19 protein-coding genes are annotated in these 17,963 nt (G+C 34.3%); 9 read left to right on the forward strand and 10 right to left on the reverse strand.

Annotation, left to right across the window (positions count from 1 at the left end; all coding sequences use genetic code 11):
• Positions 1 to 33: 33 nt before the first annotated feature.
• Both AACZ41_RS05955 and smpB read left to right on the forward strand, forming a co-directional pair.
• Entirely contained in the window at positions 34 to 576 is a 543-nt protein-coding gene (locus tag AACZ41_RS05955; protein WP_339627442.1) for a phosphoglycerate mutase family protein, read from the forward strand.
• An 89-nt stretch (positions 577 to 665) separates the two neighbouring features.
• Positions 666 to 1,127, forward strand: a complete 462-nt coding sequence (gene smpB, locus AACZ41_RS05960) for an SsrA-binding protein SmpB (protein WP_339627443.1) — start codon at positions 666 to 668, stop codon at positions 1,125 to 1,127.
• Here smpB and AACZ41_RS05965 read toward each other — a convergent pair whose 3' ends face one another.
• Complete coding sequence (locus tag AACZ41_RS05965) at positions 1,128 to 1,769, reverse strand: protein-L-isoaspartate(D-aspartate) O-methyltransferase (RefSeq protein WP_339627445.1); 642 nt, start codon at positions 1,767 to 1,769, stop codon at positions 1,128 to 1,130.
• A 157-nt stretch (positions 1,770 to 1,926) separates the two neighbouring features.
• On the opposite strand from AACZ41_RS05965, the gene AACZ41_RS05970 reads away from it, so the two are divergent.
• The 7 genes from AACZ41_RS05970 to AACZ41_RS06000 are packed head-to-tail and all read left to right on the forward strand — an operon-like array spanning position 1,927 to position 8,133.
• Complete coding sequence (locus tag AACZ41_RS05970; protein WP_339627447.1) at positions 1,927 to 2,901, forward strand: Gfo/Idh/MocA family oxidoreductase; 975 nt, start codon at positions 1,927 to 1,929, stop codon at positions 2,899 to 2,901.
• Entirely contained in the window at positions 2,898 to 3,788 is an 891-nt protein-coding gene (locus AACZ41_RS05975; protein WP_339627448.1) for a 3-hydroxybutyryl-CoA dehydrogenase, read from the forward strand. Before AACZ41_RS05970 ends, AACZ41_RS05975 begins: the two co-directional genes overlap by 4 nt.
• Positions 3,789 to 3,813: 25 nt before the next feature.
• Positions 3,814 to 4,467, forward strand: coding sequence for a YggS family pyridoxal phosphate-dependent enzyme (locus tag AACZ41_RS05980; RefSeq protein ID WP_339627449.1), 654 nt, complete (start codon positions 3,814 to 3,816; stop codon positions 4,465 to 4,467).
• 42 nt (positions 4,468 to 4,509) lie between these two features.
• Positions 4,510 to 5,880: an exonuclease domain-containing protein gene (locus tag AACZ41_RS05985; protein ID WP_339627450.1), complete on the forward strand. Its 1,371-nt coding sequence runs from the start codon at positions 4,510 to 4,512 to the stop codon at positions 5,878 to 5,880.
• A 1-nt stretch (position 5,881) separates the two neighbouring features.
• Positions 5,882 to 6,739, forward strand: coding sequence for an ion transporter (locus AACZ41_RS05990; RefSeq protein WP_339627451.1), 858 nt, complete (start codon positions 5,882 to 5,884; stop codon positions 6,737 to 6,739).
• Entirely contained in the window at positions 6,732 to 7,652 is a 921-nt protein-coding gene (gene miaA, locus AACZ41_RS05995) for a tRNA (adenosine(37)-N6)-dimethylallyltransferase MiaA (protein ID WP_339627452.1), read from the forward strand. Before AACZ41_RS05990 ends, miaA begins: the two co-directional genes overlap by 8 nt.
• Positions 7,645 to 8,133, forward strand: coding sequence for a gluconokinase (locus AACZ41_RS06000; RefSeq protein WP_339627453.1), 489 nt, complete (start codon positions 7,645 to 7,647; stop codon positions 8,131 to 8,133). The genes miaA and AACZ41_RS06000 overlap by 8 nt, the downstream gene beginning before the upstream one ends.
• 54 nt (positions 8,134 to 8,187) lie before the next feature.
• Here the strand turns inward: AACZ41_RS06000 and AACZ41_RS06005 are convergent, their stop codons facing one another.
• The 9 genes from AACZ41_RS06005 to coaBC all read right to left on the reverse strand — a co-directional run bounded on the left by AACZ41_RS06005 (position 8,188) and on the right by coaBC (position 17,963).
• On the reverse strand, positions 8,188 to 8,901 hold the full coding sequence (locus tag AACZ41_RS06005) for a response regulator transcription factor (protein WP_091619509.1): 714 nt from the start codon (positions 8,899 to 8,901) through the stop codon (positions 8,188 to 8,190).
• Between the two features lie 5 nt (positions 8,902 to 8,906).
• Positions 8,907 to 10,487 carry a HAMP domain-containing sensor histidine kinase gene (locus AACZ41_RS06010; protein ID WP_339627454.1) on the reverse strand — a complete coding sequence of 527 codons (1,581 nt, stop codon included), beginning with the start codon at positions 10,485 to 10,487 and terminating at the stop codon, positions 8,907 to 8,909.
• A gap of 83 nt (positions 10,488 to 10,570) precedes the next feature.
• On the reverse strand, positions 10,571 to 11,155 hold the full coding sequence (gene coaE, locus AACZ41_RS06015; RefSeq protein WP_339627455.1) for a dephospho-CoA kinase: 585 nt from the start codon (positions 11,153 to 11,155) through the stop codon (positions 10,571 to 10,573).
• The gene (locus tag AACZ41_RS06020; protein ID WP_339627456.1) at positions 11,152 to 12,117 is read right to left on the reverse strand and encodes a CdaR family protein; all 966 of its coding nucleotides are present in this window, start codon (positions 12,115 to 12,117) and stop codon (positions 11,152 to 11,154) included. The genes coaE and AACZ41_RS06020 overlap by 4 nt, the downstream gene beginning before the upstream one ends.
• Positions 12,117 to 13,124, reverse strand: coding sequence for a glycosyltransferase (locus AACZ41_RS06025; protein ID WP_339627457.1), 1,008 nt, complete (start codon positions 13,122 to 13,124; stop codon positions 12,117 to 12,119). The genes AACZ41_RS06020 and AACZ41_RS06025 overlap by 1 nt, the downstream gene beginning before the upstream one ends.
• A gap of 55 nt (positions 13,125 to 13,179) precedes the next feature.
• Positions 13,180 to 13,986, reverse strand: a complete 807-nt coding sequence (locus AACZ41_RS06030; RefSeq protein ID WP_091619492.1) for an SDR family oxidoreductase — start codon at positions 13,984 to 13,986, stop codon at positions 13,180 to 13,182.
• A gap of 163 nt (positions 13,987 to 14,149) precedes the next feature.
• Positions 14,150 to 15,817, reverse strand: a complete 1,668-nt coding sequence (recN, locus tag AACZ41_RS06035; protein WP_339627458.1) for a DNA repair protein RecN — start codon at positions 15,815 to 15,817, stop codon at positions 14,150 to 14,152.
• A gap of 54 nt (positions 15,818 to 15,871) precedes the next feature.
• Positions 15,872 to 16,765 (reverse strand): DUF4835 family protein, encoded by an 894-nt coding sequence (locus tag AACZ41_RS06040; protein ID WP_339627459.1) that lies wholly within the window; start codon positions 16,763 to 16,765, stop codon positions 15,872 to 15,874.
• Positions 16,758 to 17,963, reverse strand: coding sequence for a bifunctional phosphopantothenoylcysteine decarboxylase/phosphopantothenate--cysteine ligase CoaBC (gene coaBC, locus AACZ41_RS06045; RefSeq protein WP_339627460.1), 1,206 nt, complete (start codon positions 17,961 to 17,963; stop codon positions 16,758 to 16,760). Before coaBC ends, AACZ41_RS06040 begins: the two co-directional genes overlap by 8 nt.

Consider the following 17,963-nt stretch of genomic DNA (forward strand, 5'->3'; position numbering starts at 1 on the left):
TAGTTATTAATTTAATACATCAAACAAATTTTCATGAAAGTCATAAAATTTCTTCTTTTCACATGCCTATTATTCAGTCTTTCTTGTAAAGATGAGGTTGTAATAGATACCTCGCAAGATCAAACATCTGTTTCAACATTTTACCTAATTAGACATGCAGAAAAGGTTAGAAGCAATCCTGACGATGCTGACCCAGAACTTAATCAAAAAGGATTAGGTAGAGCAATGCATTGGGCAGAAATTCTTGCAGATGTTGATTTAGATGCCATTTATTCTACCGACTATAATAGAACTTCTATGACTGCAGCACCAACATCGGTAAAGAAAAATATTGATATACAGTATTACGACCCAGGTACTCTAGACATTACCCAATTCAAAACAGACAATCTAAATAAAAATGTATTGATAGTTGGGCATAGCAATTCAACTCCAGAATTTGTGAATAAATTGATTGGTGAAGAAAGGTATTCTAATATCGATGATAGCGAAAATGGAATTTTGTTTATTGTACAAATTGTGAATGGAAGACCTACGGTTAATAAACTTATTTTCAACTGTAACTGCCCAGATTAATATTCTGTACTGCTTAAACCCTCTAAACCATTTGCAAATAGTTATAAAAGATTAAGACATTCATTGAATTGTTCTTACTTTTGCCATTGATGCAAAACACAATTAACATAAAGAATAAGAAAGCTCATTTTGAATATGAGCTGATGGATAAATTTACGGCCGGTATAGTTTTAGCCGGAACTGAAATTAAGGCCATTAGAGAAGGTCGTGCATCAATTACCGAAAGTTTTTGTGAGTTTAACGAGAAAAATGAACTTTTCGTCATCAATATGCAAATCGACGAATACTCACATGCATCTCACTTTAACCACAAACCAAAAGCTGAACGAAAATTACTTCTACAAAAAAGAGAGCTCAAAAAATTAAGTAAAGAAGTAAAAACTTCAGGTTTAACTATTGTTCCCCTTCGCGTATTCCTAAATGATAGAGGTCTTGCTAAAATGCAAATAGCTTTGGCAAAAGGCAAAAAGCTTTACGATAAAAGAGATTCTATTAAAGATCGTGACAATAAGCGTGACCTAGCTCGAGTAAAAAAGAATTTCAATAACTAGTTAGTTCTTATTCTCTAATAAGGGTACAAATCGAAACGACCCATATTCAGACTTAGAAAATTCCTTTTCAGTAGTTCGCACAAATAACGTCATAATTTGTTCTTCGAAGCCTATAGGAATCACTAACCTACCCCCTACTTTTAACTGTGAAAGCAATGTTTTTGGCACTTCAGGAGCACCTGCCGTAACAATAATACGATCAAATGGTGCCTGTTCCGGCAACCCCTTATAACCATCTCCAAAAATAAGTTTCTTAGGTCGGTAACCCATTTTCTTGAAAAATATATTCGTCTTTTTAAAAAGCTCAAGCTGCCTTTCTATAGTATAGACCTTAACTTTCAACTTTAATAGAATAGCAGTCTGATAGCCACTTCCTGTGCCTATCTCCAAAACTTTTTGACCTTCTTCTAATTGCAGTAATTCAGTTTGAAAAGCAACAGTAAATGGATGCGATATAGTTTGATTAGCGGCTATAGGAAATGCTTTATTTTGGTAAGCATGGCCCTCAAAACTACTATCCATAAACAAATGACGTGGAATTTCACGAACGGCGTCGAGTACCTTTTTGTCAGCTATCCCCTTTTCTTCTAATAATTGCGCTAAATGGTTACGCATGCCCCTATGCTTGAAGGTATCTTTCAATGGTAGTTGGTTTGACTTTCAAAGTTAGTAAAGATCTGCTAACGATGGAAGAACCTGTTTAAAACTTAAGTCAATAAATTATAAAATTGAAATAGCCCATAGGATAAAACTACCTAACTATGTGTATTTTTGAACAAAACAAAACAAAACAAAACAAATGTTAAAAGTTGGTGTTTTAGGAGCTGGACATCTTGGTAAAATCCACCTCAGACTTCTAAATGAATCTAAAAAATACGAACTCATTGGGTTTTATGATGCAGATAGCTCTAATGGAGAAAAGGTAAGTGCCGATTTTGGGTACACCTATTTTAATAATCTTGATAATCTAATTGACGCCGTAGATGTTATAGATATTGTAACCCCTACGCTGTCCCATTTTGAATGCGCAAAAAAATCTATTGAAAAAGGTAAGCATATTTTCATTGAAAAACCGATTACCCATACTTTAGAAGAAGCTAATTCACTTTTAGCCTTAGAGGCTAAATACGGTGTAAAAGGTCAGGTTGGTCATGTTGAACGATTTAATCCTGCATTTACCGCAGTGAAGAATGCTATAAAACAACCAATGTTCATTGAAAGTCATCGTTTAGCTGAGTTTAATCCAAGAGGTACCGATGTACCGGTGGTATTAGATTTAATGATTCATGATATCGATGCTATTTTAAGTGTGGTCAATTCTGAGGTAAAACAAGTAAATGCAAGTGGCGTATCGGTAATTAGCCAATCTCCAGATATTGCAAATGCTCGATTAGAATTTGAAAATGGTTGTGTTGCTAATTTAACCGCTAGTAGAATTTCATTGAAAAATATGAGAAAATCTCGTTTCTTTCAAAAAGACGCATATATTTCGGTAGATTTTCTAGAGAAGAAAGTTGAAGTCGTTAAAATGAAAGATGCACCAAAAGAACCTGGTGATTTTGATATGATTCTACAAAATGCAGAAGGAATCAAGAAACAGATTTACTTTGAAAATCCGTCGATTGAAACCAATAACGCCATTTTAGATGAGCTTGAATCATTTGCTGACGCCATTAACAATAATACTACACCAATTGTCAGCTTAACACAAGGCACTCAAGCCCTTAAGGTAGCTCTGCAAATTATTGCTGCATTTAATCCAAAGAAAATATGAAAAAAATTGCTGTAATAGGTGCGGGTACTATGGGTAATGGCATCGCCCATGTCTTCGCCCAAAACGGATTTCAAGTACATTTAATTGATGTTTCTCAAGAAGCTCTTGATAAGGGACTTGCCACCATAGCCAATAATTTGGACCGAATGTTGGCTAAGGATAAAATATCGACTTCAGATAGAGATAATACGCTTTTGAACATAACAAAGTTTATTGATTTAAAATCAGGTGTTTCCGGTACAGATATAGTAATTGAAGCTGCCACTGAAAATTTAGCTATTAAACTAAGTATTTTTAAAGATTTGGACACCTTATGTGATTCAAACACAATTTTAGCCTCCAATACGTCCTCAATTTCTATAACGCAGATAGCAGCATCTACCAAAAGACCAGATAAGGTTATCGGTATGCATTTTATGAACCCTGTACCTATAATGACCTTGGTTGAAATTATACGTGGTTACAGCACTTCAAACGTTACGACCAAAACGATAATGGAGCTTTCCAAAAAATTAGGAAAAACCCCTACCGAGGTTAATGATTATCCAGGTTTTGTTGCAAATAGAATATTAATGCCCATGATTAATGAGGCCATAGAATCCTTACATCATGGGGTTGCCGGTGTTCAGGAAATAGATACTGTAATGAAACTGGGTATGGCTCATCCTATGGGACCATTACAATTGGCAGATTTTATAGGTTTAGATGTTTGTCTTTCTATTTTAAATGTATTGCATGACGGATTTAAAAATGCAAAGTATGCGCCTTCACCCCTATTGGTGAATATGGTTATGGCTGGCAAAAAAGGCGTTAAATCGGGAGAAGGTTTTTATGATTATTCCGAAAGCAAAAAAGCCGAAAAAATATCAAGTCAATTCGAAAATTGAACTTTTCCCATATAAAGAATATACTATGTCGATAAAGGAAAATCTTTCTTCCATTTTAAGTACGCTGCCCGAATCGGTAACCCTAGTTGCTGTTTCAAAGACTAAACCTATATCAGACCTTCAACAAGTTTATGATGAAGGCCATCGCATATTTGGCGAAAATAGGGTTCAAGAAATGACAGGAAAATGGGAAAATATGCCTAAAGATATAGAATGGCATATGATTGGCCATCTCCAAAGAAATAAGGTCAAATACATGGCTGAATATGTTTCTTTGATACATGGCGTTGACAGTCCCAGATTATTGGCGGAAATAAATAAGCAAGCTGAAAAATGCAAGAGAACCATTTCTTGTCTTTTACAAGTGCATATCGCTGAGGAAGACACCAAGTTTGGTTTTGATGAAAAGGAACTACTTGCGCTGCTTGATAATGAAGAATTCAAGACATACAGGCACGTGAAAATTATCGGTTTAATGGGTATGGCTACATTTACAGATGATATGAATCAGGTTAGAAGAGAATTCAAAAGCCTTAAATCATTATTCTCCAAATTACAAAACAACCATCCAAATTTCACTACATTATCTATGGGTATGAGTGGAGATTATAAAATTGCCATAGAAGAAGGAAGTACTATGGTACGTATTGGAAGTAGTATCTTTGGAACGCGAAATTAAATCAAACGATTTCCACTACTTAAACAAATCAGATTTTACTAGATGTACGCGATTTTAGATATTGAAACCACAGGCGGAAAATTTAATGAAGAAGGGATCACCGAAATTGCTATTCATAAGTTTGATGGTCAAAAAGTAGTTGACAAATTCATCAGTTTGGTAAATCCTGAAAAAGAAATTCAACCATTTGTGGTTAAACTTACTGGCATCAATAGTAAAATGCTACAGACCGCACCTAAGTTTTACGAGGTAGCAAAACGAATTATTGAAATTACGGAAGACACTGTATTAGTTGCTCACAATGCCCAATTCGATTACCGGATATTAAGAACAGAATTTAGACGCCTAGGCTATAATTTTGAACGTAAAACCCTATGCACTGTAGACCTTTCCAAATTATTATTACCAGATGCAGAATCATATAGCCTGGGCAAGTTGGTTAGATCATTAGGCATACCTGTAAGTGATCGACACAGAGCGAATGGAGATGCATTAGCGACAATAAAGTTATTTAAGCTCTTACTGACAAAAGATTCTGAAAAAATAATTATCAAGGATACAATAAGAAAAGAAACCCAAGGCGAACTCTCTGAAAAACAATTGGATATTGTAAGAGAATTACCTAATAAGACAGGTATCTTTTATATGCATAATAAAGATGGCGATATTATCTACCTGAATAAAAGCACAGATATTAAAAAAAAGGTCAACCAACTCTTTACCAAAAGTGGTGACAAATCTAGAAAACTAGCCAAGGATACTAAAAAAGTAACTTATGAGCTAACAGGCAATGAACTTGTAGCAATTCTAAAAGAGCACGAAGAGCTATTAAAACTTAAGCCTAAATATAGCATTATTCCTAGAAAGAGAATGTTTAGTCATACGTTGTGCAAAACTGAAAATGAAAACGGTTACTTTGCTTTAGAAATTAAAGCTTATCGCGAATGTAAAGAACCGTTAGCCCTATTCAACGGAATATTCAGTGCTAAAAATTACTTATATAAAATTACAAAAGAGTTAGCGCTTTGTGAAAAAGTGAATGGTATAAGTGAAGCTAGAAACAATTGCTCAGGATATGAAAATGGTACTTGTAAAGGCGCTTGTATCAATAATGAAAATCAAAAGGAATATAACGAACGTGTTGTTGCCGCAATATCAAAGAATAGTATTCATAAAGATGCAAATATCATATTGCTTGATAAGGGGCGTGAAATTGGTGAACAAAGTGCAATTTTAATTAAAAATGGTTCACTTGTTGGATTTGGTTTTTACGACCTTAATTATCAAATAAATAATATTCATATCTTGGAAACCTTAATCACTCCTATGAACGGTACAAGAGACGCTAATTTTCTAATAGAATCTTATCTTAGAAAAAAAAGAGTTCATAAAATTGTAGAATTAAACGCTTAAGTTGAAAGAGGAAGACAAATTATCACCGTGGAAAAATAAACTTCATGAAATTATTTATGAAGCAGATACCCCCATGGGTAAATTGTTCGATTTAATTTTATTCGTAATCATCATTTTCAGCGTAATTCTTATAATGCTTGAAAGTGTAAAAGCAATTGACGCAGAGTATCATGAAATATTATTTGTGCTTGAATGGGTAGTTACCATTTTCTTTACAGTTGAATATATCGCTCGTATTATTTGTATTAAAAAACCTAGTCACTATATTTTTAGTTTTTATGGAATTATAGACTTCTTATCGACGATACCTCTTTATATATCATACATTTTTGCAGGATCACAAGTTTTATTAGCTGTTCGTGCCTTCAGATTATTACGTGTATTTCGAATATTAAAATTAGCTCGGTTTTTAGGAGAGGCTTCACAATTAAAAAGAGCCCTCAAAGCTAGTAGGGCAAAAATTACAGTTTTCCTTTTCGCTGTACTAATTGCTTCCGTGATGATGGGAACACTCATGTATTTAATTGAAGGTGATGAAGCTGGCTTTACCAGTATACCTACAAGTATTTACTGGACCATTGTAACTCTTACCACAGTAGGCTACGGCGATATAGCCCCCATAACACCACAAGGGCAAGCTATTGCCACAATCATTATGCTATTAGGATACGGAATTATTGCCGTACCAACCGGTATGGTCACTGCTGAATTCAATAGGCAAAACAAAGGCAAATCTAATGATGACGAACCTGGTAGGTATGTTCATATCAACACGCAATGTTGCCCTACATGTAGTAAAGAAGGTCATAGAGATGATGCTACCCATTGTTATAACTGTGGATCACTGTTGAATGAATAAAATTCTTATTTCCGTTGTAGGCCCTACCGCTATTGGTAAAACTAAACTGGCAATTTTGTTGGCTCGGCATTATAATACTGAAATAATATCAGCCGATTCTCGACAGTTTTTTAAAGAAATGAATATTGGCACAGCGGTTCCTAATAGTGATGAATTAAACCAAGCTAAGCATCATTTTATTCAACATAAGAGTATTACTGAAACTTATTCGGTTGGAGATTTTGAGCGTGATGCAATTGAAAAATTATCTTCCTTATTTAAAACGAATGAAGTTGTAATTATGGTAGGTGGTAGCGGGCTTTATGTAAACGCCGTTACCGACGGATTAAATTCGTTTCCAACAATTAGTGCTGATGTTAGAGAAGTACTGAATTTGGAACTTAAGGAGTATGGGATTGAGTTTTTACAGGAAAAATTAAAACAGTTAGATCCTGCTTATTTTAATAAGGTAGATATTCATAATCCACAACGTGTAATTAGAGCTCTTGAAGTGACTATTGGTAGTGGAAAGCCTTACTCTTCATTTATAGACAAACCTAAAGCAAAAAGAGGTTTTAGAGTTTTTACAATCGGCATTAAAGCAGATAGAGCTATTATCTATGACCGTATCAACCTACGAGTTGATTTAATGATAGCGGCTGGCCTAATTGAAGAAGCAAAAGAGTTATTACCGTATAGAAATTTTAATGCATTGCAAACAGTTGGCTATAAAGAGCTTTTCAATTACTTTGATGATGAGTGGACACTAGAATTCGCTATTTCAGAAATTAAGAAAAATACCAGAAGATTTGCCAAAAGACAACTTACATGGTTTCTTAAAAATGAAAATACCAAATGGTTTGATTATGACTATGACCAAAACCATTTATTAAATGTAATAAATAATGAAATTTTAAATTTAAAGAATGATTAAATCACAGATTTTATTAGTCATGGGAGTTTCTGGTAGTGGAAAATCAACTATTGGTCAACTATTGGCTGAAAAATTGAATATTCCTTTCTTTGATGGAGATAGTTTTCATCCTGAGGCAAATGTCAAGAAAATGAGTGAAGGAAAACCTTTGAATGATGATGACCGCCAAGGTTGGTTAGAGCGGTTAAATGAAGTTGCACTAGAAAACACATCAACTGGTGCTGTAATTGTTTGTTCAGCATTAAAACAAAAGTATAGGGCTATTTTGAGCCATAATTTAGAAAGTCAATATAAAATCATCTATTTAAACGGAAGCTTTGAACTAATCAACAATCGTTTGAATGAACGTAAGAATCACTTTATGCCTAAAGGACTTTTACAGTCTCAATTCGACACCTTAGAAGTGCCAACAGAGGCACTTTTCATTTCAATAGACCAAACACCTATCGAAATCGTAACAGAGATTATTAAAAAGCTTTAAAATCAAAAAGCATCCTATTTGGGATGCTTTTTTTAATATAAATTTTATTGGAATTTACTCTCCCTCTGTCTTAACAACCAAACGGAAACCTTCTCCATGAATATTTAATATTTCAACCGTATCATCAACTTTTAAATACTTACGCAATTTGGCTATATATACATCCATGCTACGTGAAGTAAAGTAATTATCATCTCTCCAAATCTTGGTCAATGCCAGTTCACGTGGCATCAAATCATTTTCATGTAATGCCAATAAGCGTAACAATTCATTCTCTTTAGGTGATAACTTGATAGCTTCGTTATCTTTGTATTTAAGGAACCTCAATTTAGAATTCAAGTGAAAACCACCAATTGTAAACTCAAATTTTTTGCTATCAGCTAAACCATTAGAAGCTTTTCTTTGAAGAATAGCTTTCAATTTCATTAATAACACCTCAGAATCAAAAGGCTTATTCAGATAATCATCTGCACCAGCTTTATATCCTTTTAGAACATCTTCCTTCATCGTCTTTGCCGTTAGAAAAACAATAGGAACATTCTCGTTCTTTTCGCGAATCTCTTTTGCTAAGGTAAAACCATCTTTGTAAGGCATCATGACATCCAAAATACAGATATCAAAATTATCTTTTTTGAACTTCTCAAAACCTTCCATCCCGTTTTTGGCCAATGTAACATCGAAGTCATTCATTGACAAATAATCTTTCAATACAATTCCAAAATTTGGATCGTCCTCAACTAAGAGTATCTTTTTATTTATTGTTTCCATAATATTTATATTAACGGCAGTTTAATGTAAAATGTACTTCCTTTACCTTTTTCACTTTCGGCGTATACTTCGCCTTGATGATCTTCAACTATTTTTTTAACGTAGGCCAATCCTAAACCATGACCCTTAACGTTGTGTATATTTCCTGTGTGTTCTCTATAGAATTTTTCAAAAACCTTCTTGAGAACACCTTTGCTCATACCAGTACCTTGATCTTGAACCTTAATAATGATATAATTCTTTGCTCTTTCTGTAAACACATCTATTTTTGGTGCCTCTTCCGAATACTTAATGGCGTTATCGAGCATGTTGACTATTACATTGGTAAAATGCATTTCGTTAGCTAATACTTCTGAACGTTCCGCATCTAGATGTGTATGTATATATCCTCCTCTATCATCGACTATTAGCTCGACATGGGTAATTGCGTCTTCTATTATGTCATGTACATCGACTCTATCCTTACTAATATCAAGCTGATTTTTCTCCAACTTCGATATACGTAATACATTCTCTACTTGAGCGTGCATTCTTTTATTCTCATCACGAATCATCTGCAAGTATCGTAACACTTTTTCTTGATCTCCAATAATTTTTGGGTTTTTAATAGCTTCAACCGCTAAGTTTATTGTCGCAATAGGTGTTTTAAATTCATGCGTCATGTTATTGATGAAATCTGTCTTTATTTCAGATATCTGTTTTTGACGAATCAATTGATAAATTGCTCCAGAATAAGCTACTACAATAATTATTGTAAACAATAAAGAAAGTAAAGCCAAACCTAAAATGGACTGAACCAGGAAACGTTTCTTCTTTGGAAACGATATTAACAAATCAAAATTTGAAATCCCTTCAAAGTCAACAAACATGGGAGATTTATAAATATTGGTCTCTGCATACTTAAATCTTTTCGATTTAATTTTAGTCGGCAAACCATTACTATAAACACCATATTCAAATGAAATATCTATACCTCTGTTTTCTAATTCGCGCTGTAACAACAATTCAATTTCTTGCTTAGAAACTCTTTTATGAATTGGTATACGTTTTGCGTGAACCATAAACATTTCTTCCATAGCAGCCTCTTCCATTTTATTTAGGCCACCAATTTTTTCAACACGCTGAATTGGATTCAAACGAAATCTATTACCCTCTAAATCGAAATCCTCCTTAAAAATAGAGGTCGTTCGTTTACTGGTATAATTTTTAATAATAGTGGTATCTGCAACATCAGTACTATCAAAGAACGTGGACGAAATACCATAATCCTCTTCCAAAATACCGTGCTCATACAGTAAAATTTCATTAGAGTTGACATCCCTATCAATAAAGAAAAAATTTGTTAATTGTGTTCCCTTAAGCTCACCTATACTATCTACCGCACTCCAATACCTATCGAAATAGTTTTTGGTTTCTCTTTCAGAAATTTTATTGGTGACACTGTTCAATGCTTCAGCAACACTACTAGAAAATTGCTCTTCACTGCTATCAATAGACTTTTTAATCCAGAAGCTTTGAACGAAAATCAGACCAATAAGCGAAAGGCTCATTAAAATTACTAAGAGCACAAATAACTTTTTGTTCATTGGGGGATAAAATTAAAGATTTAACAGGTAGACAATAGTACGTTTAACCTAACCTTAACAAAAATGTTAAAATTGCTAAGAAACTAACAATCAGCAAGAATTGCTTCGTGTACATCTTGAACTTTTAAAGCTGTACTTTTTAGGTCAATATTTTCTATTACAAAATTGGTTGATTCTAACTTGGTTTCATCATCAAGTTGATTATTCATTCTAGCAATAATCTGCTCTTTTGTAGATCCATCACGCGACAAAACCCGCTCTATTCTTATTTTTTTTGGTGCGGTAACTAGAATTACCGAATCATATAATTCTTGAGCATTATTTTCGAATAACAATGCCGTTTCTTGAATTACGTAGGGGGCATTTTGTTTTTTTGTCCACTTAATAAAATCCTTCCGAACCACAGGATGCACTATTTTATTAAGTTTCTCTAACATATCAGCATCATTGAAAACCTTTTTTGCTATATAAGTTCTATTTATTTTATCATCTAAATAAGCTTTTTTACCTAAAAGCTCAACTAACTCCTTCTTTATTTTTTTAGAGGTATTCATTAAATGCTTAGCACGCTCATCTGAATTGTACACGGGTACACCGAGCTCATGAAACATTGCCGCTATGGTAGATTTACCACTACCTATACCACCTGTCAGTCCTACTACAATCATTCCCTTCTTAAAATAAATTCAATCTCATTGGTATCTATCATTGCATTGTTCAAAGTCTTAGGGTATTGTTTTAATATAACCGATAAACGATTACCTGTTTCTGAAGAGAAATTTGAATAATCTGCTACAACCTCAAAATCCTTAACCTCTAATTCTTTTAAGCGCTCTAATGTACCTTGGCAACGAACTTCAACAATTTCAGGAAAAGTACGCACCTTTACGTTTGGCGGTAAATTTATTACTGTTACTGGAACCTTTATAACCAGCTCAGAGAATTTAACCACATTACCAATAACGCGAACAAAATCGTTCGAAAATGTAGTACCATTCAATTGTTTTGGCAACTTTAAAGCAACATCCTTCGAAAATGAATTATCTAAATCATCAATTTTAAGCAGATCTGTTTCAATAACGTTAATGGTGTCAATCTGACTTTTAGGGCCAGATATTTGAATAGAATCTGGCTGTATTACTATTTGTCCTTCTAAAATATGATTGGCAGCATAAGTCAATTCTAACATTGCCTTGACAAGAACTTTCTTGGTTTTCAAAGATGTAAAATCGAAATAAATAATATCACTATCGAAATCAGTTAACGTACTGTAATTATTAAGTTGAGCCTCTAACTGTATTCTAATCTGATCTGCCGTTAAGTAATAGCTATCGTCTTTATGCATTACTTTACTTACGTCTAATTGAATCTCTTTTGGCTTTAAGTGATATCCTAAAAATTGAAACCCTACTGCTTTTAGTCTTACTTGAAGTTCTTTCTTAGGAGTATTTGCCAACAAAAATTCTGAAGGAATATTTACGTAAGTAATATTAAAGGTAGTGTTGCTGGTATAGGTTTGCGAAAGCTTATTAATTAACCAAGCGAGCGAAGCACACAATAGAAATATAAGAAAGACTTTTACCTTTCTTTTTTTCAATCCTGTTCGTATCCATTCTATTAGCCGTACCATTAATTTAATCTAAAAAATAATTTAGGAAAAATCTCCTCTGGTTTTTTATTACTTAAATTAAGATATAGAGTTGATTTTAAAAATCCGAATCCATATCCGAAAAATTGTATCGCAGTTGCCATTAATGACAAAAGAGCAACCTTTAAACTTCCTGTTTTATTTAGCGCATCGATAAATAAAATAATAAAGTACGTGGCATAGAAATACAATGGAATCCTAAAACCGACTATGGCCAATAAAATAGAAATCAATAGACCTATACAAAATACCGTAGGAAACCAATAGGTTATTTTTTTAGTTTCAGGATGCCATAAATTTAAAATGGGTCTTACCGTACCAAACTTATTTACTTGTATGTAAAACTTATTCCAATCTATACGTCTTTTATGAAATACAAAGGCTGTTGTAATCAATTTGGTTCTGTAACCTTTGTTCCAAATGCGTATGGTGAGGTCTGGATCTTCCCCTGGGTGAATATTTCCATAACCGCCCACATTTTCATAAGCTTCTTTAGAAATACCCATATTAAAGCTTCTAGGCTGAAATTTATCCACCGCTTTATTACCGCCACGAATTCCGCCAGTGGTCAAAAATGAAGTCATGGCATAATTAATCGCTTTTTGTACAGCTGTAAAAGATTCATGCGCAGCGTCTGGACCACCATAGCAGTGTACAAAATCTTCTTTTAAACTCTCCTCAACTACCTTTAAATATTCCGGAGGAAGAATACAATCAGAGTCTAGTACGATAAAATAATTACCCTTAGCCCTAGCCATACCATAGTTACGTGAATCTCCAGGGCCTGAATTCGGTTTTTTGTAATAAGATATGGAAACTGAATCTAGATACTCACCTATAACATCCTCTGAAGAAATAGTAGAGCCATCTTCAACAATGACCACCTCAAAAGTTTTGTTATAGGTTTGTAACCGTAGACTGTTCAACAGCTCCTTAATTTCGTTGGGTCTATTGTATACGGGAATGATAAAAGAAAACGATAAGTCCATTATAACTCTCCTTTTATGAATAGGCTCCAAAAAAATTGGATGATTGTAAACCTGATTAAAATTTCTCTATAACTTCTTGACTAACCCCTGTATTAGAGAAACCACCATCATGAAACAAATTCTGCATGGTTACCTTTTTAGTGTAGTCTGAGAACAATGTCACCGTATATTCAGCACAATCTTGGGCCGTTGCATTACCTAGTGGAGACATTTTTTCTGCATAACTAATAAAGCCACCAAAACCTTTAACACCTTGACCAGCTGTAGTTGCTGTAGGAGATTGTGAAATCGTGTTTACTCTAACTTTTTTCTCTTTTCCGAAGAAATATCCAAAACTACGTGCGATAGATTCTAAATATGCTTTGTTATCGGCCATATCATTATAATCTGGGAATGTTCGTTGTGCAGCCATATAGGTCAATGCAACAATACTACCCCACTCGTTCATGGCATCGGCCTTATATAATGATTGCATTACCTTGTGAAAAGAAAGGGCTGAAACATCCCATCCTTTTGCAGTGAAATCATATTTTTCATCGGTGTAAGCACGCCCTTTTCGAACATTTACAGACATACCGATAGAATGCAATACAAAATCAATCTTACCTCCTAAAATCTCAACTGCCTTAGCTACTAAATTATCTAAATCTTCAACACTTGTAGCATCTGCTGGAATAATTTGAGAACCTGTTTTTTTAGCCAATTCATCAATCTGACCCATTCTCATCGCAATTGGGGCGTTTGTCAAAACAAAAGTACCACCTTCATCATGCACAGTTTGTGCCGTTTTCCATGCAATAGAATTTTCATCTAATGCTCCAAAAATAATTCCCCTTTTTCCTTTTAATAAGTTATATCCCATGATAGTTGATTCTATAGTTAAAGTTATAATTCAAAGATATCTAAAATATGTTAAAACCGAATTGAAGTGCGTAGTAAATACCCCTATCAACTAGATAAAGTCTAGGGCATTCGAAATAATATTAATACAAATAAATACAACTGCCAATATAAGTAATTCTAAATCAAACTCTTAATGACGGGTTCAGTAATTGCTTCGCATGAGCCAAAGCCGAGTCTGATAAGTCTTTACCACTCAGCATATGCGCTAATTCGACAATCCTTTCGTCAGTCGTCAATTTTTTCATATTGGTCATTGTACGTTCGGCACCTTCCGTTTTAAATACTTTAAAATGATTATTTCCTTTTGAGGCAACTTGCGGTAAATGAGTAATTGAAAATACTTGTAAATCAGCACTCATATCTTTCATGATATCAGCCATTCTATTAGATATTTCACCGGACACACCCGTGTCTATTTCATCGAACATAATAGTTGGTAATTTTTCATACTTAGCAAGTATCGCCTTAATTACCAGCATTATTCTTGACAATTCACCACCGGACGCTACTTTTTTCAATTCTCCATAACTACCACCTCTGTTAGCTGTAAACAGAAATGAAAGTTCATCCATTCCTGTTGTAGTGAAGGAATCGGTTGCACTTAAAACAATTTCAAAAGATGCACTTGGCATACCTAATAACGCTAAATCTACTTCTAACTTCGATTTCAATTTTGGTATGATAGCATTACGTTTTTCACGCAATACGACAGATTGCTCCTCTAGTGCAGATTCCATGTCCTGCAACTCGAGGGTCTTCAAAGAAATCTTTTCATCTAAATGAGCCGTCTCAAATACTTTGTCAGCAAGGTCATTTTTAATTGTAATCAACTCTGAAATCTCACTTACATTATGTTTCTTCAACAAGTTATAAAGAAGCTGCAATTTCCCATTCACCTCTTCAAGCCTTTTTGGGTCTGATTCAACACTCTCTTGCAACCGTTGTAATTCTGAGCTTACATCGTCTAATTCTATAAATACTGATTGTACACGCTGATACAACTCTTTAAAGTTAGCTCCAAAATCGACCAATTTCGATAAGGATTGCCTTATTTCGGTTACCAAAGACAGTACTCCTATTTGCTCGTCATTAAACAATTGGTCTCCTTTAGACAATTGCTCCATGATTAATTCAACATTATTTAATTGCTCGTACTCCTCTTCCAACTCTTCTATTACCCCAACTTTTAACGGTGCCTTTTCAAGCTCTTCCAACAAAAACGAGTTATAATCTTGTTCTTTATTTGCAGTACTCTGCACATCCATTAAACTTTGAAGCTCTTTTTCTGCTTTCCGGTAAATTTTTAAACCTTTTCTATATTCCGCTAATCGTTTTTGGTTGTTTGCCAATGCATCGACCAATTTCAATTGAAAGTCATTTTCGGTAAGCTGCATGGTCTGATGCTGAGAATGAATATCAATTAAATTTTCACCAAGTTTGGTAAGCACATCTAAAGTTACCGGAGTATCATTTATAAAAGCTCGTGATTTACCACTAGGTAAAATCTCTCTTCTAATGAAGGTACTAACATCATAATCTAAATCGTTCTCTTTAAAAAAATCCTGAAGTCCGTAGGTATCAATTTTAAAAATACCCTCAATTATACATTTCTCATCTTTAACTCGTAAAGAAGATAAATCTGCACGTTTACCAAGTACGAGAGACAAACCACCAAGTAATATTGATTTTCCTGCACCTGTCTCACCTGTAATTACGGTAAAACCTTTATCGAAGTCTACTTCAAGGCTATCAATTAATGCATAATTAGTAATGGAAAGGGTTGAAAGCACGTTTCGGAATTTTAGATTAACAAAGGTAATCTATATTCCGTTTTTAAAAAAGGCTCAATATTTAATATCGTTCCAAGTAGTTGCGTATAGAGGGGCAATTTTATTCAAGGTTTCCTTCAACTTAACTATATCTACCTTTGGTCCGTCAGAAAAAATATTTTGTATTTCTTCAGATTTTGCATCAAAAAACGTAGAAATCAAAAACGCATTGGGCCTTCTATTGATCATCGTTTGAAAAAGATTCATTGTACCTGCTATCACTTGCTTTCCTGTGCTATTATTATCGGACATGATGTCTAACCCTTTTCTATGGTAATTGTACATTGCAATACGATATTCCCTATACGTGTTCGATAACAGGTTATCTACCAATTCGAACCTACTTCTATTAGAGTCTGCAGATTGGCTCCATCCAGCAAAATTACTTCCTTGCGCCATGGTCACAATATTCTGTGCCTTTCTATAAAAATCAGTACCACCTTCTAAAGAAAAGGTATCAGCATCAAGACCTAAAATAATATACGCATAGTACGACAGTACACTTACCAAATTAGATTCGAACTGATTTTCGTTGAAAATTAATGGTTGAAATTCTATATATTGAAAACTAAACTGATTGTCTTTGTAATTAAAAACAGGAGTGGAATATGATGTGTTGTATACTGGTCTTGAAGATTGTATTTGAATAGTACCTTTAAATCGGTTCGATTCGTATTCTGTAATCGTAATGAACATCTGTGCATTTATACGCTCATTCTCTTTGTATACTCTATTCGTCCATTTTGACTTGTTCACAAAATCATTCAGCGAACGCTCTAATGTCTTAAACACCTGAAGGTCACCTTGCGATAACTGATCAGAATTAACGGTTACGGTACAGGTTAACTCTTGTGCCTTAACAGTGAAACTTACTGAACACAACAGTAGTAGAAAAAGAATCTTACGCATAACGTCTTTTAATAATTTCATTAAAGATGTCCACAGCAACATCTGCCTTGGTCTTTAATTCAAACGTAGTTATGCTAGAATTGGTATCTATAAATGAAATTTTATTGGTAGCACCGCCAAAGCCAGCACCTTTATCTCGCATTGAATTCAATACTATAGCATCTAAATTCTTACGCTTAAGCTTACTCAATGCATTCTCTACTTCATTTTCGGTCTCTAAGGCAAAACCAACCAAGTATTGATTTTTCTTGTGCTCACCGAAAGTTTTAAGAATATCTTTATTCTTGACCAAATTTATAGTAAAGTTCTCATCAGACTTTTTAATTTTCTGCTCTGCTACCGACTTAGGTCTATAGTCAGCTACTGCTGCGGCACAAATCACGATGTCTGAATCATCATAATACATATGTGCACTGTGATACATATCTTCTGCAGAAACAACTTTTACTACATGAATATTATCATGCTCTATCGACAAATGTGTAGGGCCCGATACCAAATAAACTTCGGCTCCTAAATTAGCTGCTGTTTTAGCAAGCTCAAAGCCCATTAAACCTGAAGAGTGATTTCCTATAAATCGCACAGGATCTATAGCTTCATAGGTAGGCCCTGCCGTAATCAATACTTTTTTTCCCGACAAAGGCAGACCTTGAGAAAGATGATTTTTAATAAAACCAACAATAGCTTCTGGTTCAGCCATTCTACCTTCACCATTTAGGCCGCTCGCAAGCTCACCACTGGTTGCAGGTATGATCATATTACCGAATGATATGAGCGCATTCATTGAGCTTTTTGTACTCGGATGCTTGTACATATCTAAATCCATGGCAGGGGCTACAAAAACCGGACATTTAGCCGATAAATAGGTAGCCAATAATATATTATCGCAACTACCAGAAGCCATTTTAGCCATGGTATTTGCGGTTGCCGGCGCAATTATCATTAGGTCTGCCCAAATCCCTAATTCTACATGATTGTTCCAATCTATGGTATTTGCTTCCGATTTAATAAAATCCATAACCACAGGGTTTTTAGCCAAAGTAGCTAACGTAAGTGGGGAAACAAAAGAGCTGGCGCTATCGGTAAGTATGACCTTAACGTTAGCGCCAGCTTTTATAAATAAACGAACTAAGAATGTTGTTTTATAAGCAGCAATTCCTCCGGTAATTCCTAAAAGAATGTTTTTGCCGTTCAACAT

This window comes from uncultured Maribacter sp. (genome assembly GCF_963974015.1).
Taxonomy (GTDB): domain Bacteria; phylum Bacteroidota; class Bacteroidia; order Flavobacteriales; family Flavobacteriaceae; genus Maribacter.

Bases quoted from the DNA above. Each gene is read 5' to 3' on its own strand.
- AACZ41_RS05955 (WP_339627442.1), top strand. From the start codon at position 34: ATGAAAGTCATAAAATTTCTTCTTTTCACATGCCTATTATTCAGTCTT.
- smpB (WP_339627443.1), top strand. From the start codon at position 666: ATGCAAAACACAATTAACATAAAGAATAAGAAAGCTCATTTTGAATAT.
- AACZ41_RS05970 (WP_339627447.1), top strand. From the start codon at position 1,927: ATGTTAAAAGTTGGTGTTTTAGGAGCTGGACATCTTGGTAAAATCCAC.
- AACZ41_RS05975 (WP_339627448.1), top strand. From the start codon at position 2,898: ATGAAAAAAATTGCTGTAATAGGTGCGGGTACTATGGGTAATGGCATC.
- AACZ41_RS05980 (WP_339627449.1), top strand. From the start codon at position 3,814: ATGTCGATAAAGGAAAATCTTTCTTCCATTTTAAGTACGCTGCCCGAA.
- AACZ41_RS05985 (WP_339627450.1), top strand. From the start codon at position 4,510: ATGTACGCGATTTTAGATATTGAAACCACAGGCGGAAAATTTAATGAA.
- miaA (WP_339627452.1), top strand. From the start codon at position 6,732: ATGAATAAAATTCTTATTTCCGTTGTAGGCCCTACCGCTATTGGTAAA.
- AACZ41_RS06000 (WP_339627453.1), top strand. From the start codon at position 7,645: ATGATTAAATCACAGATTTTATTAGTCATGGGAGTTTCTGGTAGTGGA.
- AACZ41_RS06005 (WP_091619509.1), bottom strand. From the start codon at position 8,901: ATGGAAACAATAAATAAAAAGATACTCTTAGTTGAGGACGATCCAAAT.
- AACZ41_RS06010 (WP_339627454.1), bottom strand. From the start codon at position 10,487: ATGAACAAAAAGTTATTTGTGCTCTTAGTAATTTTAATGAGCCTTTCG.
- coaE (WP_339627455.1), bottom strand. From the start codon at position 11,155: ATGATTGTAGTAGGACTGACAGGTGGTATAGGTAGTGGTAAATCTACC.
- AACZ41_RS06020 (WP_339627456.1), bottom strand. From the start codon at position 12,117: ATGGTACGGCTAATAGAATGGATACGAACAGGATTGAAAAAAAGAAAG.
- AACZ41_RS06025 (WP_339627457.1), bottom strand. From the start codon at position 13,124: ATGGACTTATCGTTTTCTTTTATCATTCCCGTATACAATAGACCCAAC.
- AACZ41_RS06030 (WP_091619492.1), bottom strand. From the start codon at position 13,986: ATGGGATATAACTTATTAAAAGGAAAAAGGGGAATTATTTTTGGAGCA.
- AACZ41_RS06040 (WP_339627459.1), bottom strand. From the start codon at position 16,765: ATGCGTAAGATTCTTTTTCTACTACTGTTGTGTTCAGTAAGTTTCACT.
- coaBC (WP_339627460.1), bottom strand. From the start codon at position 17,963: ATGTTGAACGGCAAAAACATTCTTTTAGGAATTACCGGAGGAATTGCT.